This is a genomic window from Pannonibacter sp. XCT-53, from assembly GCF_009915765.1.
Taxonomy (GTDB): Bacteria; Pseudomonadota; Alphaproteobacteria; order Rhizobiales; family Stappiaceae; genus Pannonibacter; species Pannonibacter tanglangensis.
Genome location: NZ_JAABLQ010000001.1, coordinates 965397 through 989015 on the forward strand (window position 1 = coordinate 965397; position 23619 = coordinate 989015).

Here is a 23619-nt window from a genome sequence, read left to right on the forward strand (position 1 = left end):
TTCCTGCCTGTTGCCAGCGTCTTATTTCTATATTAGAAATAACTATATCTATTATTGAACAGAGTCGCCGGGGCGTCAATCGCGACCCGGTCTGGCTGCGTCATGGGGCAGGTCGGATGGCACCTCAGATCAATGGTTCGGTGGTCAAGGCTTTCGAGATCCTCCACCTGTTCTCACCCGAGCGGCCGGTGATCACGGCGGCAGATCTGGCCCGCGATCTCGACCTCAACGCCGTGACGGCGCACCGGTTCCTGCGCACGCTCGAGCAGGTGGGAGCGGTCGTGGCCGAAAGCCGGGGGCATTATCGTCTGAGCTTCGTCTTTGCGGATCTGGGGGACCGGGTGCGCGATGGCCAGATGATCGCCCGCCTGGCACAGCCGCACCTCAATCAGCTGACCGACACGCTCGGCGAAGGGGCCATGGCCACGGGCTTCAACGGCGTGAAGGTGGTCTGCATCGCCCGTGCCGTGCCGCGGCGGGCGCTGGCGGTGGAGGTGCGCGTGGGGTCGGAGCTGGAGGCCTGGTGCACGGCGCATGGCAAGCTGTGGCTCGCCCATCTGCCGCCGGCCGATCTCGACCGCTACTGTGCCGCGATCCAGCGCCAGCGCTTCACGGCCGCCACGCTCACCGACGAGACGCGGCTGCGCGCGGAGCTCGCAGCAATCCGCGAACGCGGCCATGCCGTCAACCGCGGCGAGCGGGAGGAGGGGCTTTTTGCCATGGCGGTGCCGGTGCGCAGCCGCACAGGGCGCATGGTCACGGGCTTGTCCCTGTTCGGGCCGTCATCGCGCCTCGGCGGGGCGCAGGAGATGATCCTGGAGGCGCTGCGGCGTGCCGCGCGCCGTCTCGAGGCCGAGCTCTACGGCGATCCCGTTCCGGCCACTGCAGCGTCGGCCGAGCGCACGGCGCTGCGGCGCTCCGCCGCCGCCGGCTCCGCCGAGGACGTCACCGCCTAGTCGTCGAACATCCGGTGCAGGCGGTTGCGCTCGAACAGCGGTTCGGAACAGCGGAAGCCGACCTGGCACTGGTTGGTGTCCCGGGTCTGCTGATAGGCTGGCACGGCTTCTTCCCAGCTGTCGCAATAGGCCCGGCTCGTCACGAACCGGTCATAGGTGTTGCGACCGGTGGTGAAGACGACGGCGCCGTTGCGGGCCAGGGTCTGCTGGGCTTGCTGGCAGGTCATCTGGCGCAGGTCCGGTCGCGCCTCGGCGGCGGTGACAAGCGCTGCGGCAACGAGCAGCGCGGCAGAGGACCGGATCAACAGGGCGGGGGCCAACGCGGACATGAGGCTTCCTGAGGCTGAGGGGCTTCCGGACGGAGCCGGACCAGGTGCGGGGGCTGCCTCGTGCAGGCCCGCACGCAACAGCTAACTTAGAACGGCAGGGTGACGCTTTGAAGGGGCGAGCCGTTCAACTTTCCCGTGCCCGTTCGATCTGGACGCTGGCCCGGCCCGAGGCAACGGGCAGCGGTGCGCCCGGCTTGTGCACGCGCACGCGGACCCTGTCGATGCGCGGATCGGCCGCCAGCACCGCGTCCGCGATGGCGCCGGCAAGCCGCTCGATCAGCTTGAAGCGGGATCCGGTCACCACCGTTTCCACCGTCCTGGTCAGGGTGCCGTAGCAGACCGTCAGGGCGTAGTCATCCTCGCGGCTGGCGGGGCCGAGGTCCAGCCAGCAGGCGAGATCGACATGGAATCGCTGGCCGAGGCGGGCCTCCTCCTCATACAGCCCGTGATAGGCGAAGAAGGCGAGGTCCTCGAGGAAGATGACGTCCATGCGATCCGGCTCCAGCGAGGGGCAGCGTCGGCCCCGGCCGGCCCGGGAGGACCGGCCCGCAGCCTCTTAGGCCAGCTGCGGGGGAAAATCCAGTCGCCGGAAGCCGGCCGTGCCCCGTGTCTGTCCCGTCTGGACCTGGTGTCAGGAACTCCTGGCGGGGGCGCAGGGCGAGCCTTTCAGAACCTCCCGCGCGCCGCGGGTGGAAAAACGGGACACGGTCTCGTCGTTGAAGCGGACGGCGAGGTTGGTCGAGCTGGAAAGCTTCTTCCAGAGCATTTCGGACCGGTCCGAGCACGCCGGGCAGTCGGCCCGGACAAACCCGTTCTCGTCGGCCGGCACGTCAATGGCCGAGCGGTCGAGCACGATCTGGATCGTCTTGCGGGCCGGCGCGCTCTGGCCCTTGATGTCGATGTCGAGCACGGTGCCGGCCAGCTTGCGGGCCGGATTGCACCAGATGATGAAATGCGATCCGTCGCGGGTCGAGGTGTAGTATTTTTCAAATCCCTTGACCGTCTCATGTCGCCAGTAGGACTGATCTGACGCAGAGGCAGTCTGAAGGCTGGCCAGAAGGACCAGAAGGCTTCCGCAGAGTTTGTACACGGGTCCCATCCCCTTTTTCCCAAATCCCGGCGCATGATCAGCAAAAATACCTAAGAATTGCGAAATGTAACAGGAGTTGATGGGCCGGGGCCGAACCCGTCAGGATGGTGCCGCTGCGGTCTCCGTCCTTCGCATGTCATCCTTTGGTGATATTGCGCCGCCGTGGGGGCCCGCCTACAACCATTGCACCCAAAACCAGAGAGCCAGTGCAGGCGGGGGCAGCAACGCATGTTTTCCAAGATCCTGATCGCGAACCGCGGCGAAATTGCATGCCGTGTCATCAAGACCGCGCGGCGCATGGGGATCAAGACGGTCGCCGTGTACTCGGACGCCGACCGGGATGCCCTGCATGTGGAGATGGCGGACGAGGCGGTTCACATCGGACCGGCGGCCGCGGCAGACTCCTACCTGGTGATGGACAAGATCATCGCCGCCTGCAAGGCGACCGGCGCGGAGGCCGTGCATCCGGGCTACGGCTTCCTGTCCGAGCGCGCGGCCTTCCCGAAGGCGCTCGCTGACGCCGGCATCGTCTTCATCGGCCCGAACCCCAAGGCCATCGAGGCCATGGGCGACAAGATCGAATCGAAGAAATTCGCCAACGCCGCCAAGGTCAGCACCGTGCCGGGCTATCTCGGGGTCATCGAGACGCCGGAACATGCGGTGGAGATCGCCACCGAGATCGGCTTCCCGGTCATGATCAAGGCCTCGGCCGGCGGCGGCGGCAAGGGCATGCGCATTGCCTGGAACGCCGGCGAGGTGCACGAGGGCTTCGCGCGCTCCAAGTCGGAAGCTGCCTCCTCCTTCGGCGATGACCGCGTGTTCATCGAGAAGTTCATCCAGAACCCGCGCCACATCGAGATCCAGGTGCTGGGCGACAAGCACGGCAATGTCATCTATCTCGGCGAACGCGAATGCTCGATCCAGCGCCGCAACCAGAAGGTCATCGAGGAGGCCCCGTCGCCGCTGCTTGATGAGGCCACCCGCCGCGCCATGGGCGAGCAGGCCGTGGCGCTTGCCAAGGCCGTCAACTATGACAGCGCCGGCACGGTGGAATTCGTCGCCGGTCAGGACAAGAGCTTCTTCTTCCTGGAGATGAACACCCGCCTGCAGGTCGAGCATCCGGTGACCGAGCTGGTGACCGGCATCGATCTGGTCGAGCAGATGATCCGCGTCGCCTATGGCGAGAAGCTGGCCATGTCGCAGTCGGACGTGAAGCTCACCGGCTGGGCGGTCGAGAGCCGCATCTATGCCGAGGATCCCTATCGCAATTTCCTGCCGTCCATCGGCCGTCTCGTGCGCTACAGCCCGCCGGAGGAGAAGTCGGAAGACGGCGTGACCGTGCGCAACGACACCGGCGTCGTCGAGGGCTCGGAAATCTCGATGTTCTATGACCCGATGATCGCCAAGCTGATCACCCATGCGCCGACGCGCTTGGAGGCGATCGAGGCCATGTCCGAAGCGCTCGACGCCTTCTATGTCGACGGCATCCAGCACAACGTGCCGTTCCTGACGTCGCTGATGAGCCATCCGCGCTGGCGCGCCGGCACGCTGTCGACCGGCTTCATTGTCGAGGAGTATCCGGACGGGTTTGCGCCGGCGGTGCCGGGCGCCGAGGCCAAGTCGGTTCTGGCGGCCGTGGCGCTGACCATGGAAACCCTGCGCCGCGAACGCCTGGACCATCTGCCGGGCCGGCTGCGTCCGCACACGGGCGCCGTCCGCGAGCACTGGTCCGTGAAGATCGGCAAGGATTACATCCCGGTCCGCATCGCCGAGGGTTACCCGGCAGCGCCGATCGAGATGGACGTGTCCGTCGATGGCGGCGACGTGGTCACCGTTGCCTCCGACTGGGTGCCGGGCGACCGGCTGTGGCGCGGCACCGTGGGTGGTCGTCGGGTTGTCGTCCAGGTGCGCCCGGTCACGTCCGGCTACCGGCTCGACTGGCAGGGCTTCTCGGTCGTCGCCAAGGTGATGACGCCGCGCACGGCCGAGCTTGAGGCGCTGATGCCGGAGAAGATGCCGCCGGACACGTCGAAGTTCCTGCTGTGCCCGATGCCGGGTCTGGTGGTCTCGATTGCCGTGGCCGAGGGGCAGGAAGTGAAGGCCGGCGAGGCGCTCGCCATCGTCGAGGCCATGAAGATGGAAAACGTGCTTCGCGCCGAACGCGATTGTGTTATCAGCCAGATCAAGGCCAAGCCCGGCGACAGTCTCGCCGTCGATGCCGTGATCATGGAGTTTGAATGACGCGAGGCGCGAAGGGGATCGACACGGTCCTGTTCGATCTGGACGGGACGCTGACCGATCCCTTTGTCGGCATCACCCGCTCGATCCAGTATGCCCTTGAGAAGCTCGGCGCGCCGGTCCCGGCGGCCGAGGAGCTGGGCTGGTGCATCGGTCCGCCGCTGTGGGAGAGCTTCGCTGTCCTGCTGGGCCAGGACGGCGAGACCCTCGACGGCGAGTCCGGCGAGGACAAGGCGCTGCTCGACCGCGCCGTGGCGCTCTACCGTGAGCGCTACACCAGCGTCGGCCTCTACGAGAACGAGCTGATCGCCGGCATCGCGCCGCTGGTCGAGGCGCTTACAGGGGCCGGCTTCACCCTTTATGTCGCCACGTCCAAGCCGCATGCCTATGCCGGCAAGATCGTCGAGCATTTCGGGCTCATGCCGCAGTTCCGCAAGGTCTATGGCTCGGAACTGGATGGCACCCGCTCGGCCAAGGCCGAGCTGATTGCGCACCTCATCGAGCAGGAAGCGCGGGATGCCGCCCGCTGCGTCATGATCGGGGACCGCAAGCATGATCTCGTTGGCGCCCACGCCAATGACATGCGGGCCATCGGCGTCACCTGGGGCTACGGCAGTCTCGAGGAGCTTGCCGCCGAACACCCCGCCTTCATTGCAAGGCTCCCGGACGAGATCCGCGCCTGGCTTTCAGTATGACTGAAAAGCCCGCTTGCGCCGGACGCGGGTTGCGGTCTAGTCTGGCCAATATCTGAAACAGGTCCTCGGGGCGGGGTGAAACTCCCCACCGGCGGTGATGGCCTTGAGGGACTTCCGGGAGGATGGACCCAAGGCCGCAGCCCGCGAGCGCCGTCCGGCTGACGCTGGAAGGGACAGCAGATCCGGTGCAACTCCGGAGCCGACGGTTACAGTCCGGATGAAAGAGAACCTGGCCAGTCCACGCTGCGTGCCGGCCTTGCGGACGGCACCGGCTTGCGCCTGGCTGTGCCCCGGGTCCAATGCCACAGGATGGCCCGTGCCGTGCAGACGTCGTCTTTCCCTTCAAAGCCGCTGATTGCCGCCGCCTGCATGATCGGCGCCGGGGCGAGCTTTGCCCTCGTCAATGTCTGCCTGCAGGCGGCAACCATGCAGCTCGGCCTGCCGGCCGCCAGCGCCGCCTTCTGGCAGTATCTTGTGGCGCTGCTGTTCGCGCTGCCCTGGATCCTCCGGCGGGGCAGGGCGGCGCTTGTGACGCGTCAGCCGAAGCTGCATGCGCTGCGCATTCTTCTGGCGGTCGGCGGCGTGCAGGCCTGGGTCTTCGGGCTGGCCCATGTGCCGATCTGGCAGGCCATCGCGCTGGTGATGACCTCGCCCTTCTTCGTCATCCTCGGCGCGCGGATCTTCCTGAAGGAACAGGTCGGACCCTTGCGCTGGCTGGCCACGCTGCTTGGCTTTGCCGGCGGCATGGTGATCCTTGCCCCCTGGAGCGAGCGGTTCGAGCTCGCCGCGCTGCTGCCGGTGCTGGCTGCTGCGCTCTGGGGCGGGGCCTCGCTGGTGACCAAGCGCCTCACCGGGGTCGAATCCGCCGACACGGTGACGCTCTACCTTCTCCTGCTGCTGACGCCGGTCAACGGCGCGCTGGCGCTGATCGATGGCGCAGTCGTGCCAACCGGCCTCAGCCTCTATCTGGCGCTCGGCGCGGGCCTCTTCACGGTCGCGGCCAACTACCTCCTGACGCTCGCCTATGCCCGCGCCGATGCGGCCTTCGTCCAGCCCTTCGACCATCTGAAGCTGCCGCTCAACATCCTCACCGGCTGGCTCGCCTTCGGCTTCATCCCCGACGGCTACCTCTGGCCCGGCGCCGCCCTCATCCTCGCCGGATCGTTCCTCGTCCTCATGGAAGACCATCTCGCCCGGCGGCAGATGGCGGTGGGGTGAGGGGAGGGCTGCGTTAGGGGCATTGGTTGCAACCCGTGCGAATGTCCCGGTTGATTGTCACGCGTGCCGCAGGCTGCTATCCGCAGTCTTGACAGGATCGCAGGGTGCCAAGGGGACGGGAAGCTGATGACGCCAGCCTCGGCAAGGCATGTTTGCCAGTTCCTTTTGCTGGCCGTGGTGCTTGCTGGCTGCGGTGAGCCGCAGCAGTCGGAGGATGTTCGGAAGTTTGGGGAGAAATATCGGGCTCTGCTCAGCCGGCCCTTTGTGTTTAACCCTGACGAATGCGCCGACCCGAAGGACCGTCGCCTCTATGTTCGCCTGCGTTCAGGCCACGGCTTCGTCCTTGAGAATAGCCGGCGGGCATTCAATGTGGGAGACATTGAGGCCCCGTTGGCGCCTCCTCGGGATCCCGAAGCAGGCGAGGGCTGCCGCGAGAACCCGGCCCACTTGATCCCGATGTTCGGTCCAGGACTTTTGCCTGACCGTGAGGCCTGGCAAGCCGAGTTGAAGTCCCTCGGCATTTCGGACCCGCATCCTGGGGCCATGCTGATTGGCGACGGAGGCGAGGATACCTTCTGGAGAGGCAGTCGCAACCGTTTTGAGACGAACTGCACGGCTGACAAGCCCCTGGTTCAGGTGACGCCGGAGCTGAAAGGCTGCGTGATCCCGACGGATTATCCTTGGGAGGGCAAGGACGACTGGTCGATCTATCTGACCACGAAGGGCAGCGGCTATCTCACGCCGAAGGGCCAGCCCCTCTACATCAGTTGTGTCAGCCGGGTCCATCCGCCGCGGCAATGCAAATTTGGCTACGAGCTGGAGCCCGGTCTGGACATCTGGGTCCATAGCGTCCCGGTGACCGAAGTCCCGATTGACAAGCTGATCGCCCTGGACAAGGCCCTGCGCGCGCGGTTCTCCGCTTACCGGGTGCCTGAGCTTGATGTTGTTGTGCCGCGCGAGCGGAAGGACTGAAGTCTGTCAGGCGGGGTGGAGTGTGCCCGGTTCCATGCCTTCGGAGAGGACGAAGCCTTCGTCGAGCCAGCCGGTCACGCCGCCGATCATTTCCTTCACCGGCCGGCCCAGCCGCGCCAGCGCAAGGGCGGCCTTGGTCGAGCCGTTGCAATGGGGACCGGCGCAGTAGACGACAAACAGGGTCTCCGGCGGATACTCGGCCATCCGCCGCGCGGTGATCTTGCCGTGCGGCAGATGCAGCGCGCCCGGAACGTGCCCGGCCGCGTAGAGCGCCGGACCGCGCACGTCCAGCAGCACGAAATCGGCCGTGCCGGTCGAAAGCGCATGATGCGTGTCCCAGCAGTCGGTCTCGAAGCCGAGCTTGGCGGAAAAATGGGCGATGGCGGCGTCGGAGGCGGCGGCTGGCGTGGCGCTGACAGAGCTGGACATCTGGAACTCCTCTGGATCGGATCGTCGATAGAGGCAAGGTGCCGCATGGGCGGCACTCGGGCCATTGGCCGGAATGCCAAGATGCGGTAGGATCGTGCCAACCTGTCCGGGAACCTTGCCATGACTGATCACACGCCTGTCGCCCCCGTCGCCCCTGTCGTGCCAGCCGGCACGGCTGCGGTCTCGGCCCCGGTCGCAGGCCTTGGCGGGGCTGAGGGGGCGGGAGCGCTCGCGGGGGCCGGATCGCTGCCGCCACTGGCCGTGGCGCTCGTCTACGAGGGCCTCAGCCTGTTCGAGTTCTCCATCTGCACCGAGATCTTCGCTGCAAAGAAGCCGGAGATCGACGGCCCCTGGTACCGGTTTGCCGCCGTTGCGGTCGAGCTGGACACCGTGTCGGCGAGCGGCGGCGTCAGCGTCCGGGCGACGGCTCCGGCGAGCCTTCTGGACGACGCGGACATCATCCTCGTGCCGGGCTGGCCGGGGCGCGATCACCGCCTGCCGGCCGGGCTGAAGCGCCAGCTTGAGCGGGCGCAGGCGCGCGGCACGCAACTCGTCACCTTCTGCAGCGGTGCGTTCCTTCTGGCCGCAGCCGGTCTTCTCGACGGGCGCCGGGCGACGACCCACTGGCGCTACATCGCGGATCTTCGCGCCGTCGCGCCGGCCTCCGAGATTGTCGAGGACGTGCTCTACGTCGAGGATGGCAACGTGCTGACGGCTGCGGGATCGGCCGCCGGCATCGACCTGTCGCTGGCTCTGGTGCGGCGCGATTTCGGCTGGCAGGCGGCCAATGCCCTGGCGCGCAGCCTCGTTGTGCCGGCACAGCGCGAAGGCGGGCAGGCCCAGTTCGTGCCGCGCCCCGTCGCCCGTCATCCGCAGGGCTCGCTGGCCCCGCTGCTCGAACGGATCGAGCGGGAGATTGACCAGGACTGGGATCTGGCGCGGCTGGCGGAGGCCGCTTGCTGCAGCCTGCGCACCCTCAACCGCCGCTTCCGCGATGCCACGGGCCTTGCGCCGCAGGACTGGCTGATCCGGGCGCGGGTGCGCCGCGCCTGCAGCCTGCTGGAGACCAGCGGCGAGGGCATCGACGCCATCGCGGCGGCCTGCGGCTTCAAGGCCCCGGAAACGTTCCGCCTGCATTTCCGCAGGATCATGACGGTGACGCCGTCCCGCTACCGCTCCGAGTTTCAGGCCGCCGCCGCTGCGGCGCCGGCCCGGCAGGCAGCCCGGAATGCCTGATCCGGAAGCCCGATCAGAAAGCCTGACTGCGCTCCACCAGCTCGCGGCCGTAGTCGCTTGTCAGCGCGCCGGCCTTCAGCGCCGAGACCGGGGCGACCTCTTCCAGCTTGCCATGCCGCAGCACGCCCAACCGGTCGCAGAGGAACGAGACCACCGGCAGGTCATGGGTGACGAGCAGATAGGTGAGGCCGCGCTCCGCGCGGAGCGACTTCAGCAGGTTCAGGATCTCCGCCTGCACCGACACGTCGAGTGCCGAGGTCGGCTCGTCGAGCAGCAGCAGTTCCGGCTCCAGCATCAGCGCGCGGGCAATGGCGACGCGCTGGCGTTGGCCGCCGGAGAGCTGGTGCGGCAGGCGGAAGCGGAACTTGCGCGCCAGACCCACCGCGTCGAGCATCGACAGCACGCGCTCGTCGCGCGACCCGATGCCGTGGATGGCCAGCGGTTCGGTCAGCGCGTCATCGACGGTCTTGCGCGGATGCAGCGAGCCATAGGGGTCCTGGAACACCATCTGCACGTGGCGCATCATGGCCTTGGTGCGCTTGTGGCCCAGCGGCCTGTTGCCAAGCGCGATGCTGCCGGACCAGCTGTCGACCTGCCCGGCCAGTGCCTTCAGGATGGTGGACTTGCCCGAACCGGATTCGCCGACGAGCGCGAAGCTTTCGCCGGTGGCCACCGAGAAGCTCACGTCGCGCACCACGGCCGTGGGGCCATAGAAGACGTTCAGGCTGTCGACGTCGATCATGCCAGTTTCTCCAGCGCGGCGCGGTCGAGCACCGGCAGGCGCTCGCGGGTCTCGTTGAGGCGGGGCAGGGAGGCAACCAGCCCCTGCGTGTAGGGATGCTTCGCCTCGTGCAGCCTGCCGGCGGCGCATTCCTCGACGATCTGGCCGTTGAACATCACGAGGATCCGGTCGCACCAGTGCGAGACCATGTTGAGGTCGTGGCTGATCAGCATCAGGCCCATGCCGCGGCGGCGGACGAGGTCGTCCATGATTTCCAGCACCTGCGCCCGGACGGAGACGTCCAGCGCCGAGGTCGGTTCGTCGGCGATCATCAGGTCCGGCTCCAGGATCACCATCATGGCGATCATCACGCGCTGGCCCATGCCGCCCGAGACTTCGTGCGGATAGAGGTTGTAGACGCGCTCCGGATCGTTGATGCGCACGGCTTCCAGCGCGGCCAGGACCCTGGCCTTGCGCGCCCTCGCACCGATGCGGGCATGGAAGGCGAGGGCCTCGCCAATCTGTTCGCCGATGCGCATCACCGGGTTCAGCGAGAACTTCGGATCCTGCATCACCATCGACATGCGCGCGCCGCGCAGGCGCCGGTAGCCGGCCTCGTCGGTCTTGGTGAGGTCGATGCCGTCGAACATCATCCGGTCGGCCGTGACCCGTCCCGGCTTGCCGATCAGGCCCATGACGGAGCGCCCGGTCATGGACTTGCCGGAGCCGGATTCACCCACGATGCCCAGACGTTCGCGGCCGAGCGAGAAGCTGATGCCCTTGACCACCTCGACCTCGCCCCGTTCGGTCGGGAAGCGGACCTTGAGGTTCTGCACCTCGAGAAGCGTGCTCATGACTGGTCCCTCACTTCGACCGCTGACGCGGATCAAGCACGTCGCGCAGGCCATCGCCGAAGAGGCAGAAGCCGAGGCTGACGATGACGATGGCAAAGCCCGGCATGGTGGCGACCCACCACTGGTCCAGGATGAAGGCGCGGCCGCGCGAGATCATCGCCCCCCATTCCGGCAGCGGCGGCTGGGCGCCAAGCCCCAGGAAGCCGAGGCCGGCGGCGGTCAGGATGATGCCGGCCATGTCCAGCGTGACGCGGACGATGGTGGAGGACATGCACAGCGGCAGGATGTGGCGCAGGATGATGCGGGCATGGCTTGCCCCCTGCATCCGGACAGCCGCGATGAACTCGGCCTTGCGCACGGTCAGCGTCTCGGCCCGGGCCAGACGGGCGTAGACCGGCCAGGCGGTGATGGCGATGGCAATGACCGCGTTCTCGATGCCGGGTCCAAGCGCGGCGACGAAGGCAAGCGCCAGGATCAGGCGGGGCATCGACAGGAAGATGTCGGTGATGCCCATGACGATCCGGTCGACGACCCCGCCGAAATAGCCGGAGATCGCGCCGATCACCAGCCCGAGCGGCGCGGCGATGATGGCCACCAGCAGCACGATGAACAGCGTGATGCGGGCGCCGTAGATGACGCGGCTGAAAATGTCGCGGCCGAGTTCGTCGGTGCCCATCCAGTGTTCGGCCGACGGCGGCAGCAGGCGCGCGGTCAGCTGGCCCTCGATCGGGTTGTAGGGGGCGATCCAGGGGGCAAAGGCCGCCGTCAGCAACAGGCCGATGATGATCACCAGGCCGACGACGGTGAGCGGATTGCGCAGCAGCGCGCGCAGGGTGCGGTAGCCCTGGCCCAGCTGGGCCTGCAGGCGGGTGGCTGGCGTTTCGTCCAGCAGCCAGTCGCGGGTCGAGCTCATGCGCGGGCCCTCGGATCCAGAAGAAGATACAGCGCATCAGACAGCTTGTTGATGCAGATGAAGACGGCACCGATCACCAGCGTCGCGCCCAGCACCGCGTTCATGTCGGCGTTGAGAAGGGCGTTGGTGAGGTAGTTGCCGATGCCGGGCCAGGAGAACACGGTCTCGATCATCACCGAGCCTTCAAGAAGACCGGCATAGGACAGGCCGATCACGGTGATGAGCTGCACGCGGATCGGCCGGAAGGCATGGCGCCAGATCACGACCCATTCGGGCGCGCCCTTGACCCGGGCGGTGGTGATGAATTCCTGCCCCAGCTGCTCCAGCATGAAGGAGCGGGTCATGCGGGCGATGTAGGCCAGCGCGAAGAAGCCCAGGATCGTGGCCGGCAGGATGATGTGGGCAAAGGCGCTCCTGAAGCTGTCCATGTCGCCGTCGATCAGGCTGTCGACCAGCAGCAGGCCGGTATGCGGCGTGACGAGGCCGTCGAGGAAGATGTCGATGCGTCCCGGTCCGCCGACCCACTGCAGCTTGGCATAGAACAGCACCAGCCCGACAAGGCCGAGCCAGAAGGCCGGGATGGCATAGCCTGCGAGGCCGATGACGCGGATGATCTGGTCGATCACGCTGCCCTGACGGGCCGCGGCCCAGACACCGAGCGGCACGCCGATCACGACGCCGATGATGATGCCGAGGGTCGCCATCTCGAAGGTGGCCGGGAACACCCGGGCAAGATCCTCGATCACCGGGTTGGAGGTCATCACGGCCTTGCCGAGGTCGCCCTGGAGGACGTCGCCGACATAGCGGGCAAACTGGATCGGCAGCGGGTCATCGAGGCCCATCTGCTGGCGGACCGCGTCATAGACTTCCTTCGGCGCCCGGTCGCCGACAACGGCCAGAACCGGGTCGATCGGGACCACGCGGCCGATGACGAAGGTGATCGCGAGCAGGCCGAGGAAGGTCAGCGCGATCGTGGCCACGAACCACAGGATGGTCCGGACTGCGGGCAGGATGCGGGCAAGAAGGGCGGCTACGGCGCCCCGGCTGCCGGTCAGGGTGGCGTTGCTCACGGAGTTTTCCTTGCCAGTTAAACTTCTTTTGACTTACCAAAATTTTTTTACTACCGTCAAAGAAATTTTGGAGGCCGCGGATGAGCAAAGCCCTGAAAGACGCCGAGGAGACGCAGGCCGCCGTGCCGCTGGCGGCGACGCCGCATTTTGGCGGCCGCATCCGGGAGCTGCGCCGCAAGGGGGATCTGACCCTGCAGCAGCTGGCGGACCAGGCCGGCATTTCGGTCGGCTTCCTGTCCCAGGTCGAGCGGGGCAAGGCGACGCCGTCGCTTGGCACCCTGGCGGCCATTGCGGATGCGCTCGGGGTCGAGATCGACTGGTTCGTGGCCACGCCGAAGCCGGCCGACAGCGTCACCCGGGCCGGCGAGCGGGAGCTGTTTTCCCTCGGGGACGGGTCGCTCTCCTACGAGCGGCTGAACACGGTGCTGCCAGGGGGGACGCTGTCTTCCGTCATCGTGCACATTCCCGTCGGCTATTCGTCGGAACTGACGGCGCACACGGGCGAGGAGCTCATCGTCGTGCTCGAGGGCACCCTGCGCCAGACGCTCGGGGAATCCATCTTCACGCTCAACGCCGGCGACAGTTTCCACTTCATGGGCGATACGCCCCACTCCTTTGCCAATGTCGGGGACCGTCCCGTCCGTCTGCTCTGGACGGGCAACACGCCCCGCCTCATTGGCCGAACCCCCGAACAGCCGTAGCGGGGCAAGCCTGCGGCCAAGATCAACCGACTTTCTTTCAGGAGAGGACAATGAAGCTTTTCAGAACCGCGCTCGCCGCCGGTCTGTTGTCGCTGACGGCCCTGACCACGCTGACCGCGCTGCCGGCCCAGTCCGCAACGCCGGCCACCGCGCTGGTCGTGGCCCAGAACATCGATGACATTGTCACCATCGACCCGGCGACCGCCTACGAGTTCTCCTCGGGCGAATATGTCGTCAACGTCTACAACCAGCTCGTCCATTACGATGCGGCCGACACGACGCAGCTGACCCCGGGTCTGGCCACCGACTGGACCATCGACGCCGACAACAAGACCATCGTCTTCACCCTGCGCGAGGGCGTGAAGTTCCACTCCGGCAACCCGCTGCGCGGTGCCGATGTGGTCGGCTCCTGGAAGCGCGTGCTCGTCCTCAACAAGGCTCCGGCCTTCATCCTGGCCAACCTTGGCTGGACCCCGGATAACATCGAGCAGATGGTCACCGTGGACGGCAACAAGGTCACGGTGCGCTATGCCGGCGACTTCTCGCCGCTCTTCGTCCTGAACGTCCTTGCCGCCCGCGTCGCCTCCGTCGTCGACATGGAGACGGTCATGGCGAACCAGGAAAACGGGGACCTCGGCAATGCCTGGCTGAACAAGAACTCGGCCGGCACCGGTCCGTTCAAGCTGCGCGCCTACAAGCCGTCCGAGATGCTGTCGCTGGAAGCCAACCCGGATTACTGGGACGGCGCGCCGGCCATGAAGCAGGTCGTCATCCGCCACGTCGCCGAAGCCGCAACCCAGCGTCTGCTGCTGGAGTCCGGCGACGTCGACATGGCCAAGAACCTGACCCCGGACCAGGTCTCGGGCCTGGCCGAGAAGCAGGGCGTCAAGATCGAGACCTATCCGCAGGCGGCCGTCCACTGGTTCTCGTTCAACCAGAAGACCGAAGCCCTGACCAACAAGGCGCTGTGGGAAGCCGCACGCTATCTCGTCGACTATGACGGCATGGCAAGCACCTTCCTGAAGGGCCAGATGAAGGTCCACCAGGCGTTCTGGCCGGAAGGGTTCCCGGGCGCTCTGACCGAGAAGCCGTTCAAGTACGACCTTGAAAAGGCAAAGAAGATCCTGGCTGACGGTGGCGTCCAGCTGCCGCTGACGATCCAGCTCGACGTGATCAACTCGAGCCCGTTCACCGACATCGCGCAGGCGCTGCAGGCGTCCTTCGCGCCGGCCGGCATCAACTTCGAGATCATCCCGGGCACCGGCGCCCAGGTGATCACCAAGTACCGCGCCCGCACCCACCAGGGCATGCTGCTCTACTGGGGTCCGGACTTCATGGATCCGCATTCCAACGCCAAGGCCTTCGCCTACAACGCCAACAATGCGGACGACAAGTACGCCTCCACGACGACCTGGCGCAACGCCTGGATGCCGCCGAAGGAGATCAACGAGAAGACCATGGCCGCGCTGACCGAGAAGTCGCCGGAACAGCGTCTCCTCATGTATGTCGAGCTGCAGCAGGCCATGCAGGCCGAAGCCCCGTTCGTCATCATGTTCCAGGCGGTCAAGCAGGTCGCCATGGCCGAGAAGGTCCAGGGCTACGTCAACGGCGCGACCTCCGACTTCGTTTTCTATCGTCTCGTCTCCAAGAACTAAGCACAGCCCCATGACGAGACCACCCGGAGGGCGGCCCTGCCGCCCTCCGGTCCTTTCCCGCCCCCCACGCCCCCCCAATGCCCCCCATGCCCCGGACACTGACCATGATCACGTCCCCCGATACCGTTTTTGCAGCCTTGCACGAGGCTGCCCGCACCGCCGTGGGCGCCCGCCTGTTCACCGTCACCGTTCTGGACCGCAAGGCCGGCCTCAGCCGCCGCGCCTACACGTCCCACCCGGCCGACTACCCGACGTCCGGCACCAAGCCCATGCGGTCCGATGGCTGGACCGACATCGTCATCGACCAGGGCAAGAGCTTCGTCGCCAACACGACGCCGGACTTCGCGATCTATTTCTTCGATCACGCCCTCATCAACCAGCTTGGCTGTCACTCGGCCATGAACATTCCGGTCTCTGACGGCGAGAAGGTCGTCGGCACCGTCAACATCCTGGACGTTGAGGGTCATTTCACCCCCGAGCGGGTGGCCAAGCTGGAGGCACTTGTCGCCGAGCATCGCGCGACGCTTCTGGAGGCCATGGCCCGCGTGCCGATGGAGGCCTGAATGGCGCATGATGCAGTCAAGCCCGAGGTTGCCGAGCGCCTGGCGCGCCTGCGCAGCCGCATGGCGGCAACCAACACGGATCTCGTCGCGCTGGCGCCGGGGGCCCATCTGCGCTGGCTGCTGGGCTTCGCCCCGGCGGCGGACGAGCGCGCCTCGCTCTGCCTGATTGGCCAGGACGAGGCCTGCTTCCTCATGCCGGCCCTCAATGCCGACGACAGCCGCCAGCACACCGACCTGCCGTTCTTCGAGTGGAAGGACGAGACCGGTCCGGCCAAGGCGTTCGCCGATGCGCTGACCTTCGCAGCCCCCAGGGCGCGGCGCTTTGCCCTTGACGAGACCATGCGCGCCGACCACGCGCTCATGCTGACCGATGCGCTTGCCGGCTGCGCCCGCAGCTTTGCCTCTGACACCGTCGGGGCGCTGCGCATGATCAAGAGCGCGGACGAGATCGCGCGCCTGCGCGACAACGCCCGCATTGCCGATCTCGCCCAGGTGGCGGTGCGCGCGGCGCTGGCCGAAGGAATGAGCGAGACCGATCTCGCCCGTGTGGTGCAGGAAGCCTTTGCCGCGGAAGGGGCAAAGCCCACCTTCGCCATCCTCGCCTTCGGACCCAACAGCGCCTATCCGCATCATCACACCGGCGCAACCCGGCTGACGCGGGGCGACGTGGTGCTGGTCGACATCGGCGGTCTCAAGGACGGCTACAATTCCGACATCACGCGCATGGCGAGCTTCGGCGAGCCGCCGGCCGGCTACCGGGATGTGCACTGGGTGGTCGATGCCGCCGTGCGCGCTGCCATGGCCGCAGCCCGTCCGGGCGTGCAGGCGCGCAGCGTCGATCTTGCCGCCCGCCAGGTGATCAGCGATGCCGGCTATGGCGCCTATTTCACCCACCGCACGGGCCATGGCCTCGGCACCGAGGTGCACGAGCAGCCCTACATCACCAGCGCCAATGATCTGGTGCTGGAGGAGGGCATGGTCTTTACCATCGAGCCGGGCATCTACCTGCCGGGCCGCTTCGGCATCCGCCTCGAGGAAGTCGCCGTGGTGACCGCCACCGGCTGCGAGATCCTGTCTGGACTGAGCCGGGATCTCGCCGTGGTGTGATCGATCAAGAAGAGTACCGACACCAAAATGGCCCGGTGCAAACCGGGCCATTTTTTTAAGGGTCCAGGCGAGCCAGCGGCAGCAGTTCCAGCGCGATCAGGATCAGGACCGCGAGAAACACTGTCTCGGCGACCAGCAGCGCGATCGCCTTGCGGCCGACGGTGAGGACATTCGGCAGGGAGGTCTTCACGCCGACGGCGGCAATGGCAGCCAGCAGCGCCCAGCGGGACATGGCGTTGGCCGCCTCGGTAATGACGGGGGGGATGGTCACGGCCGAGTTGACCAGCACCAGCGCCAGGAACACGACAACGAAGCCTGGCAGCAGCGGCGGGCGAAGCGATCCGTCGACGGGGGCGGAGCGCCGGTAGGCGAGGGCGATGACCAGCACGACCGGTGCCAGCAGGGTGACCCGGATCAGCTTGACGAGGACTGCGGTGTCGCCGGTTTCCTGCGAGACCGAGAAACCGGCACCGACCACCTGGGCCACGTCATGGATGGTTGCGCCGAGGAAGACGCCCGTGAGGACCGGCCCGAGCCCGAGCGCGCCCGCAAGGATCGGATAGCCGATCATGGCAAGGGTCGAGAGCATGGTCACACCGAACACGGCAAAGACCATGTCGCGCTCGGCCTCCCGGGCGTTGCGCCGCGGCAGCACGGCGGCGATGGCCATGGCTGCCGAGGCGCCGCAGATCGCGACAGCTCCCCCGGTGAGCACGCCGAACGGCGTGGAATGGCCGGTCAGCCGTGCGGCGAGGACACCGAAGCCGATGGTCAGGACCACGGCAGCGAGGAGGACGCCCAGCATCGGCAGGCCGAGGTCGGCAAACATGGTCAGGCTGATCCTGAGACCAAGCAACGCGATGCCCGCACGCAACAGCGCCTTGGCGGCAAACTCCAGCCCTGGACCCATGCGTGGGTCCTCGGCCAGAAAGTGCAGGGCAAGCCCGATCAGGATGGCCAGAAGCATGGCCGGCGCGCCGTAATGCTCCGAGAGGAAGGCGGAGGCGAGCGCGATCAGGACGGAGATGGACAGACCCGGAAAGCGGAGGCGCCAGAAGGCAGCCGAGGTGATCGGATCGTTCGGGGCGGGAGAGACGGCAGGCGGCAAGGGAGCCTCGCCATTGGCCGGATCGGGCGCGGTCATCGCGGACTTTCGGTCAAGACTGCGCTCTTGACGAGCGGGGGAAGGGGGAGGCGGCGCGGGGCGCCACCTCCGAGAGCCTTTTAGTTCAGATCGGCGGTACGTTCAGCTGCAACCTTGGCTTCGGCGTCGGCGACGGCGGCCTGGAACTTGTCGAAGATCTCGGCGCCGTCCTTCACATTGCCCTTGAACCAGTCGAAGACCGGCGCAACGGCGGCCTTGAAGGCAGCCTTTTCCTCGGCGGTCGGCACGTAGACCTCGCCACCGGCCTTCACGAAGTTCTGGTAGGCGGCGATTTCCTTGCGCTTCGGCGAGGCGAAGGTGGCCTGCTGCAGGGCGGCAAAGCCATCGACCACGATCTGCTTCTGGGCCGGAGTGAGGCTCTGGAAGCGGTCGTTCGACATCCACCAGAAGGCGCCCATGTAGCTGTGGCCGTCGAGGGTCAGGTACTTGAGGCCGGCGTCGGGGAACTTCATCGACATGATGTCGGTGATGCCGTTGGCCGTGCCTTCGACCACGCCGGTCTGCAGCGAGGTGAAGAGTTCCGGCCACGGAATCGGCGTCGGGGCGGCACCGACGGCGGTCGCGACCTGCTGCGGCAGCGGTGCCGGGACAGTGCGCATCTTCAGGCCCTTGAGGTCGTCGGGCGACTTCACGGTCCTCTGGGTGTTGGCATAGTTGCGCCAGCCGCCGGTGTTGCCGATGGTCATCAGGCGGATCTTGTTGTCGCTGTCGGCGAGTGCCTTGGCGCGCAGCTCGCGGGTGAAGCTGCCGGTCAGGACGGTCTCGGCCACCCGGTCGTCGCTCATCAGGTAGGGCAGGTCGAGCACCTGGATGTAGGGGAAGAGGCCGGCCGCGCCGCCCGAGGTGGAGATGTAGATGTCGATCGACCCGTCAGCCACGCCCTGCAGGCATTCCTCGCCGGTGGCGCACAGCTGCGTGCCGATGAAAAGCTCGACGGCGATCGCGCCGTTGGAGGCGTTCTCAACGTAGTTCTTGAACACGACGAGCCCGTCGTAGTCCTCGTCGTTCTCGTTGGAATTGGCCGTCGCGCGCAGCGTGATGTCTGCCGCATGGGCGAGGCCCGCAACGGTCAGCGTGCTGGCCAGAAGCAGGGTCTTCAGCATGGTCTTCAACATTCCTTCAGTCCTCCCTTTCGTCTGAAGTCAGTCGACAAATCCGGCAAGGCGCGGGATTGTCAGGCTAATGGCGGGGAAATAGGTGATCAGGAAGATCACGATGATCTCGGCTGCCAGGAACGGGGCAACCGCCCGGGCGATGGTCTCGACCCGCAGTCCGGACACTGACGAGGTCACGAACAGCACCAGGCCCATCGGCGGTGTCAGCAGGCCCACGGTCAGGTTCACCACCATGATGATGGCAAAGTGCACGGGGTCGACGCCGAGCTGGGTGAAGATCGGGCCGAGGATCGGTCCGAGCACGATGATGGCGGGCCCGGCATCCAGGAACATCCCGACCAGGAACAGCAGGATGTTGACGAGGAACAGCAGCACCAGCGGGTTCTCGCTGAGGCTCAGGAACAGCCCGGCGAGCAGCTCCGGCGTGTGGGCCAGGGCTGCCACGGTCTTGAAGGCCATGGCCGCACCGATCAGCAGCAGCACCACGCCGGAGGTCATGGCCGCCCGCATCATGATGCCGGGCAGGTCGGCCGCCTTCAGCGTGCGCAGCACGAACAGGCCGAGGAACAGGGCATAGCCGGCGGCAATCGCGGCTGCCTCGGTCGGCGTGAACACACCGCCGAGGATGCCGGCCATGATGATCACCGGCGTGAGCAGCGGCCAGACGGCGCCCAGCGCGGCGCGGCCACGCTCCCGCCAGCTCGCCCGGGGCGTGGCCTGCGGCAGGTCGTAGTGGTCGGCCATCAGCCGGATCATGATCATCAGGCTGACGCCGATCAGGATACCGGGGGCAATGCCGGCCAGGAACAGGGCTGCGACGCTCTCCCCCATCACGTAGGCGTAGATGATCATGATGCCCGACGGCGGAATGATGGGCCCGATGATGGCGGAGGCGGCCGTGATGGCGGCGGCAAAGCGGCGCGTGTAGCCCTCCTTCTCCATGGCCGGGATCAGCATGGACCCGAGGGCGGAGACGTCGGCGACGGCCGAGCCGGAAATGCCGGCGAACATCATCGAATCCACCACGTTCACCTGGGCCAGGCCGCCGCGCATGTGACCGACGAGCGACTGGGCAAAGCGCACGATCCTGAGCGTGATGCCGGCCCGGTTCATCAGTTCGCCGGTCAGCATGAAGAAGGGGATTGCCATCAGCGGGAAGCTGTCCATGCCCGCATAGACGTTGCGGTAAAGGAGCACGATGTCGCGCTCCTGGCCGTTCCACCACAGGATCAGGCCGGGCGCTGCGACCAGCGCAAAGACGATCGGCAGGCCGAACAGCAGGAACAGGATGAACAGGGGCAGAAACAGGCTCAGCATCATTCCGCTCCAAGGCTCGAACTGGTGCGCAGGGGCGGAAGCTGCTTGCCTGCACCGGCGACGCGGGCGATGGCCCGCAGCAGCAGCTCGATGTTGACGACGAACATCAGCGTCACGGCCGTGGCGAGCGAGGCGGTCATCCAGCCGCGCGGCACGCTGGCCCAGCGATCAAGCGTCAGCGACACGGGCACCTGCAGCGAGGGCAGGGCAAAGCGCCCGCCGATGCCCGTCACTTCCGCCCAGCCGATGCGCATCGCGGTCCACAGGATCAGCGCGGACAGGCAGAGGAACATGAGGTTCAGCACGGCGGCGACGGGTCGTGGCAGCAGGTCGGAGATCATTTCGATGGCAACGAAACCGCCCTGTCGGAAGGCGGTCGGAACGAGGGCGGCCATCATCCACAGCATGAGGAAACGGGCGGCCTCCTCGCTCCAGGCCAGCGCGTCGCCCAGCACGTAGCGGCAGAAGACCTGGACCAGAATGCTGGCCAGCATCAGCGCGATCGCCAGCGAGCCGACCCAGAGGCCGACCTTCAGGACCGCGCCGTTGACGACGCCGATCAGGCGCGTCAACGCAAGCAGGATTGCCATGTCTTTCCTCCCCAGCGGGCCGGTCTCCTCCCGGGCCCGCGCCAGTCCGGCCCCTCAGGCCTTGCGCGCGAAATGCCCGTACATGCCGCGCGAGAAGCAGAGCGGATCACCCTCGCGGTGCGCGACGCGCAGCACGCGGCCGATGATCAGCGAATGGTCGCCTGCGTCATGCAGGGCAAAGCGCCGGCACTCGAAGCGGGCGAGCGTGCCGGGAATGATCGGGCTGCCTTCGGCATTGAGCTGCCATTCCAGCCCTGCGAAGGCCGTGCCGCCGCGGGTGAAGCAGGCGCTGAGCCCGTCCTGATCCGCCCCCAGAACATGGATCGCGTAGTGGTCGGTCGCGGCGAAGGCGTCGTGCTTCGACGAGCTCTTGGCCGGCGACCACAACACCAGCGGCGGGTCGAGGGACACGGAGGTGAAGCTGTTGACCGTCATGCCGAGCGGGCCATCCGGTCCCATCGCCGTCACGACCGTGACGCCCGTCGTGAAGCTGCCGAGGGCCGAGCGGAAGGCACGGGCGTTGCTGGCATCCGGGCTGAAGACGGTCTCGCCCTGGGCGTGTCTGTCATTGGCTGCCATCATCACGGCACCTCCTTCCCGATTGCCAGCGTGTAGAGTTCAAACCAGGTCTGGCGATCCATGACGACCTTCATCGCCTCATGGAAACGGGCGATCCGGTCGAGGCGATTGGTGCCCATGACCGGGATGATCCTGGCCGGATGGCGCAGCAGCCAGGCGACCGCAACGGCGGTGACATCGACCTCGTAGTCGGCCGCGATCCGCTCGAGCGCGGCCAGCAGCGGCGGATTGCTGCCGGAAAACAGGCTGCCGCCGCCGAGCGGCGACCAGGCCATCACCGGCACCTTGCGCTCCTGCAGGAAGGCCAGATCGCCATTGGTGAAGGGGGCCGGTTCGGTGAGGCTGATCTCGATCTGGTTGGTGGCAAGGCGCGTGTGCATGGCCGACTGCAGCAGCGAGACATCCCAGGGCCGGAAGTTCGACACGCCGACGCTCAGGACCTTGCCCGAGGCCACCAGAGCGTCGAGCGCGCGGCCGGTCTCCTCCGCATCCATCAGCGGATCGGGGCGGTGGATCAGCAACAGGTCGATGCGGTCGGTCGCCATCTCGCGCAGCGAGGTCTCGACGGCTGCCGTGATGTGGGCGGCACTGGTGTCGTAGTGCTTCACCCTTGCGCCGGCATGTCGCCCGACGGGCGCGATGATGTCGCATTTGGTGACCAGCTCGATGCGCGCCCGCAGGCTGGGGGCGGACTTGAGCGCCGCCCCGAGAAGGGCTTCTGCCGTGTAGCCGCCGTAGATGTCGGCCTGGTCCATCGTGGTGATGCCCTGCGCAAGGCAGGCCTCCACCTTGGCCTGGACGTGGGCCGGCGAGGTGTCGGTGTCGTCGCCGAGCCGCCACATGCCGTAGACGATGCGGCTGAAGCTCAGGTCGGGGGTCAGCGAAAAGCGGTCCATCAGTGGCGGTCTCCAACGCCCAGCGGGGTCGCCGGGGTTTCGCTCGGCACGCGGCCATAGGCATGCGGCAGCGAGCAGGTCTTCAGGTGAGGCAGGACCTTGGTCCCGAAATGGTCGGCTTCGTCGAGATGCGGGTAGCCGGAGAAGATGAAGGCCCGGATGCCCATCTTCCGGTACTCCTCGATCCGCGTCAGGATCTGGTCGGTGGAGCCGACCAGCGCTGCGCCGCAGCCCGAGCGGGCCCGGCCGATGCCGGTCCACAGGTTCGGCTCCACATAGCCGAACTGGTCGGCCAGCTCGCGGGCCCGGGCCTGGTGGGCGACGCCGAGCGAGATGGAGTCATGCGCCCGCTCGCGGATCAGCTTGCCGTATTCGTCATCCAGCTTCGAGACGAGGTGCTCGGCATACTCGCGCGCCTCGGCTTCCGTGTCGCGGACGATCATGTGCACCCTGAGGCCGTAGTCGAGCGTCCGGCCATGGGCGGCGGCGCGCTCGTGCACGGCCTTCATGCGGGCGGCGAGCTGGTCCCGGGTTTCCGGCCACATCAGGTAGACGTCGCACTGGGCGCCGCACAGCTCCAGCGCATCGGGCGAATAGCCGCCGAAATAGAGCAGGGGGCCGCCGTTCTGCTGGTAGGGGCGGGCAGGCTCCGTGGTCACGCCCCGGAACTGGTAGACCTCGCCGTCATGGTCGATGGTGTCGCGCGTCCAGGCCTGACGCAGGATCTCCACCACCTCGTGGCTGCGGCGGTAGCGGTAGGCGCTGTCGGCGACCTCGCCGGGGAAGTCGGAACTGATCACGTTGAGGGTCAGCCGGCCCTTCAGCATGTGGTCCAGCGTGGCAACCGTGCGGGCGAGCATGATCGGCTGCATCTCGCCGCAGCGGATGGCCGCCAGCATGTTGATGCGGTCGGTGATCGGTGCGCAGCCGGCGACGAAGCTCAGCGTGTCCTGGCCGACCTGATAGGACGAGGGGCAGAGGATGTTCCGGAAACCGAGGTCTTCCGCCTTGCGCACGATCGAGGAGCAATGCTCCCAGCTCGAGCGCAGCCGCCCGTCCGGGACACCGAGAAAGGCGTAGTCATCGGAGCACAGCGCGGCAAACCAGGACACCTCGCTGGCGTCCAGATCGGCGGATGTGACTGGAACGACGGTCATCGAACTCCCCCCCTGGGCATCGAACTTTCTTCTTGCGTAACACCCGCCTTGAT

General features: G+C 66.8%; 25 protein-coding genes and 1 riboswitch. Of the genes, 10 read left to right on the top strand and 15 right to left on the bottom strand.

The annotated features are described in order from the left end of the window. The first annotated feature begins 116 nt into the window (after positions 1-116). Entirely contained in the window at positions 117-956 is an 840-nt protein-coding gene (locus GWI72_RS04540; protein ID WP_161707967.1) for an IclR family transcriptional regulator, read from the top strand. Here the strand turns inward: GWI72_RS04540 and GWI72_RS04545 are convergent. The 3 genes from GWI72_RS04545 to GWI72_RS04555 form a co-directional block, all read right to left on the bottom strand. Continuing rightward, positions 953-1285 (bottom strand): hypothetical protein, encoded by a 333-nt coding sequence (locus GWI72_RS04545; RefSeq protein ID WP_161675850.1) that lies wholly within the window; start codon positions 1283-1285, stop codon positions 953-955. The two genes, GWI72_RS04540 and GWI72_RS04545, sit on opposite strands and share 4 nt — an antisense overlap. A 124-nt stretch (positions 1286-1409) precedes the next feature. Continuing rightward, the gene (folB, locus tag GWI72_RS04550; RefSeq protein WP_161707968.1) at positions 1410-1775 is read right to left on the bottom strand and encodes a dihydroneopterin aldolase; all 366 of its coding nucleotides are present in this window, start codon (positions 1773-1775) and stop codon (positions 1410-1412) included. A gap of 141 nt (positions 1776-1916) precedes the next feature. After that, positions 1917-2384 (bottom strand): hypothetical protein, encoded by a 468-nt coding sequence (locus GWI72_RS04555; protein WP_161675852.1) that lies wholly within the window; start codon positions 2382-2384, stop codon positions 1917-1919. A gap of 219 nt (positions 2385-2603) precedes the next feature. Here GWI72_RS04555 and GWI72_RS04560 point away from each other — a divergent pair, with 219 nt between their 5' ends. The 4 genes from GWI72_RS04560 (at position 2604) to GWI72_RS04575 (ending at position 7498) form a co-directional block, all read left to right on the top strand. Then, positions 2604-4616 (top strand): acetyl-CoA carboxylase biotin carboxylase subunit, encoded by a 2013-nt coding sequence (locus GWI72_RS04560; protein WP_161707969.1) that lies wholly within the window; start codon positions 2604-2606, stop codon positions 4614-4616. Continuing rightward, the gene (locus tag GWI72_RS04565) at positions 4613-5308 is read left to right on the top strand and encodes an HAD hydrolase-like protein (RefSeq protein WP_161707970.1); all 696 of its coding nucleotides are present in this window, start codon (positions 4613-4615) and stop codon (positions 5306-5308) included. The genes GWI72_RS04560 and GWI72_RS04565 overlap by 4 nt, the downstream gene beginning before the upstream one ends. 57 nt (positions 5309-5365) lie before the next feature. Continuing rightward, a riboswitch (FMN riboswitch) is annotated at positions 5366-5541 on the top strand. Between the two features lie 136 nt (positions 5542-5677). After that, entirely contained in the window at positions 5678-6526 is an 849-nt protein-coding gene (locus tag GWI72_RS04570) for a DMT family transporter (protein ID WP_244314274.1), read from the top strand. A gap of 126 nt (positions 6527-6652) precedes the next feature. Next, positions 6653-7498, top strand: a complete 846-nt coding sequence (locus GWI72_RS04575; protein WP_161707972.1) for a hypothetical protein — start codon at positions 6653-6655, stop codon at positions 7496-7498. A gap of 6 nt (positions 7499-7504) precedes the next feature. On the opposite strand, the gene GWI72_RS04580 is transcribed toward GWI72_RS04575, so the two are convergent. Continuing rightward, positions 7505-7927, bottom strand: coding sequence for a rhodanese-like domain-containing protein (locus GWI72_RS04580; RefSeq protein WP_161707973.1), 423 nt, complete (start codon positions 7925-7927; stop codon positions 7505-7507). 120 nt (positions 7928-8047) lie between these two features. Here GWI72_RS04580 and GWI72_RS04585 point away from each other — a divergent pair, with 120 nt between their 5' ends. Continuing rightward, positions 8048-9163 (top strand): helix-turn-helix domain-containing protein, encoded by a 1116-nt coding sequence (locus tag GWI72_RS04585; protein WP_161707974.1) that lies wholly within the window; start codon positions 8048-8050, stop codon positions 9161-9163. Between the two features lie 13 nt (positions 9164-9176). Here GWI72_RS04585 and GWI72_RS04590 read toward each other — a convergent pair whose 3' ends face one another. Genes GWI72_RS04590 through GWI72_RS04605 form a run of 4 tightly spaced genes read right to left on the bottom strand, consistent with a single transcriptional unit; the run spans position 9177 to position 12664 of the window. After that, the gene (locus GWI72_RS04590; RefSeq protein ID WP_161675860.1) at positions 9177-9905 is read right to left on the bottom strand and encodes an ABC transporter ATP-binding protein; all 729 of its coding nucleotides are present in this window, start codon (positions 9903-9905) and stop codon (positions 9177-9179) included. Further along, positions 9902-10738 (bottom strand): ABC transporter ATP-binding protein, encoded by an 837-nt coding sequence (locus GWI72_RS04595; protein ID WP_161675861.1) that lies wholly within the window; start codon positions 10736-10738, stop codon positions 9902-9904. Before GWI72_RS04595 ends, GWI72_RS04590 begins: the two co-directional genes overlap by 4 nt. Before the next feature lie 10 nt (positions 10739-10748). Further along, positions 10749-11651 carry an ABC transporter permease gene (locus GWI72_RS04600; protein WP_161675862.1) on the bottom strand — a complete coding sequence of 301 codons (903 nt, stop codon included), beginning with the start codon at positions 11649-11651 and terminating at the stop codon, positions 10749-10751. Beyond that, a complete protein-coding gene (locus GWI72_RS04605) occupies positions 11648-12664 on the bottom strand; it encodes an ABC transporter permease (protein WP_348272687.1) in 1017 nt (338 codons plus the stop codon). Before GWI72_RS04605 ends, GWI72_RS04600 begins: the two co-directional genes overlap by 4 nt. Positions 12665-12801: 137 nt before the next feature. On the opposite strand from GWI72_RS04605, the gene GWI72_RS04610 reads away from it, so the two are divergent. From GWI72_RS04610 to GWI72_RS04625, 4 genes are all read left to right on the top strand, one after another. Then, complete coding sequence (locus tag GWI72_RS04610) at positions 12802-13422, top strand: helix-turn-helix domain-containing protein (protein WP_161675864.1); 621 nt, start codon at positions 12802-12804, stop codon at positions 13420-13422. Positions 13423-13472: 50 nt separating this feature from the next. Further along, the gene (locus GWI72_RS04615) at positions 13473-15077 is read left to right on the top strand and encodes an ABC transporter substrate-binding protein (RefSeq protein WP_161675865.1); all 1605 of its coding nucleotides are present in this window, start codon (positions 13473-13475) and stop codon (positions 15075-15077) included. A gap of 104 nt (positions 15078-15181) precedes the next feature. After that, positions 15182-15640, top strand: coding sequence for a GAF domain-containing protein (locus GWI72_RS04620; RefSeq protein WP_161675866.1), 459 nt, complete (start codon positions 15182-15184; stop codon positions 15638-15640). Further along, on the top strand, positions 15641-16747 hold the full coding sequence (locus GWI72_RS04625; RefSeq protein ID WP_161707976.1) for a M24 family metallopeptidase: 1107 nt from the start codon (positions 15641-15643) through the stop codon (positions 16745-16747). 55 nt (positions 16748-16802) lie between these two features. Here the strand turns inward: GWI72_RS04625 and GWI72_RS04630 are convergent, their stop codons facing one another. The 7 genes from GWI72_RS04630 to GWI72_RS04660 form a co-directional block, all read right to left on the bottom strand. Next, positions 16803-17891, bottom strand: coding sequence for a YeiH family protein (locus GWI72_RS04630; RefSeq protein WP_161707977.1), 1089 nt, complete (start codon positions 17889-17891; stop codon positions 16803-16805). 80 nt (positions 17892-17971) lie between these two features. Continuing rightward, a complete protein-coding gene (locus GWI72_RS04635; RefSeq protein WP_161707978.1) occupies positions 17972-19027 on the bottom strand; it encodes a TRAP transporter substrate-binding protein in 1056 nt (351 codons plus the stop codon). 27 nt (positions 19028-19054) lie between these two features. After that, a complete protein-coding gene (locus GWI72_RS04640; RefSeq protein ID WP_161675871.1) occupies positions 19055-20344 on the bottom strand; it encodes a TRAP transporter large permease in 1290 nt (429 codons plus the stop codon). Beyond that, entirely contained in the window at positions 20344-20934 is a 591-nt protein-coding gene (locus tag GWI72_RS04645) for a TRAP transporter small permease (protein WP_161675872.1), read from the bottom strand. The genes GWI72_RS04640 and GWI72_RS04645 overlap by 1 nt, the downstream gene beginning before the upstream one ends. A 54-nt stretch (positions 20935-20988) precedes the next feature. Further along, positions 20989-21516 carry a flavin reductase family protein gene (locus GWI72_RS04650; RefSeq protein WP_161675873.1) on the bottom strand — a complete coding sequence of 176 codons (528 nt, stop codon included), beginning with the start codon at positions 21514-21516 and terminating at the stop codon, positions 20989-20991. Then, the gene (locus GWI72_RS04655) at positions 21516-22409 is read right to left on the bottom strand and encodes an aldo/keto reductase (protein ID WP_161707979.1); all 894 of its coding nucleotides are present in this window, start codon (positions 22407-22409) and stop codon (positions 21516-21518) included. Before GWI72_RS04655 ends, GWI72_RS04650 begins: the two co-directional genes overlap by 1 nt. Continuing rightward, entirely contained in the window at positions 22409-23566 is a 1158-nt protein-coding gene (locus tag GWI72_RS04660; RefSeq protein WP_161675875.1) for an LLM class flavin-dependent oxidoreductase, read from the bottom strand. The genes GWI72_RS04655 and GWI72_RS04660 overlap by 1 nt, the downstream gene beginning before the upstream one ends. Positions 23567-23619 lie beyond the last annotated feature (53 nt).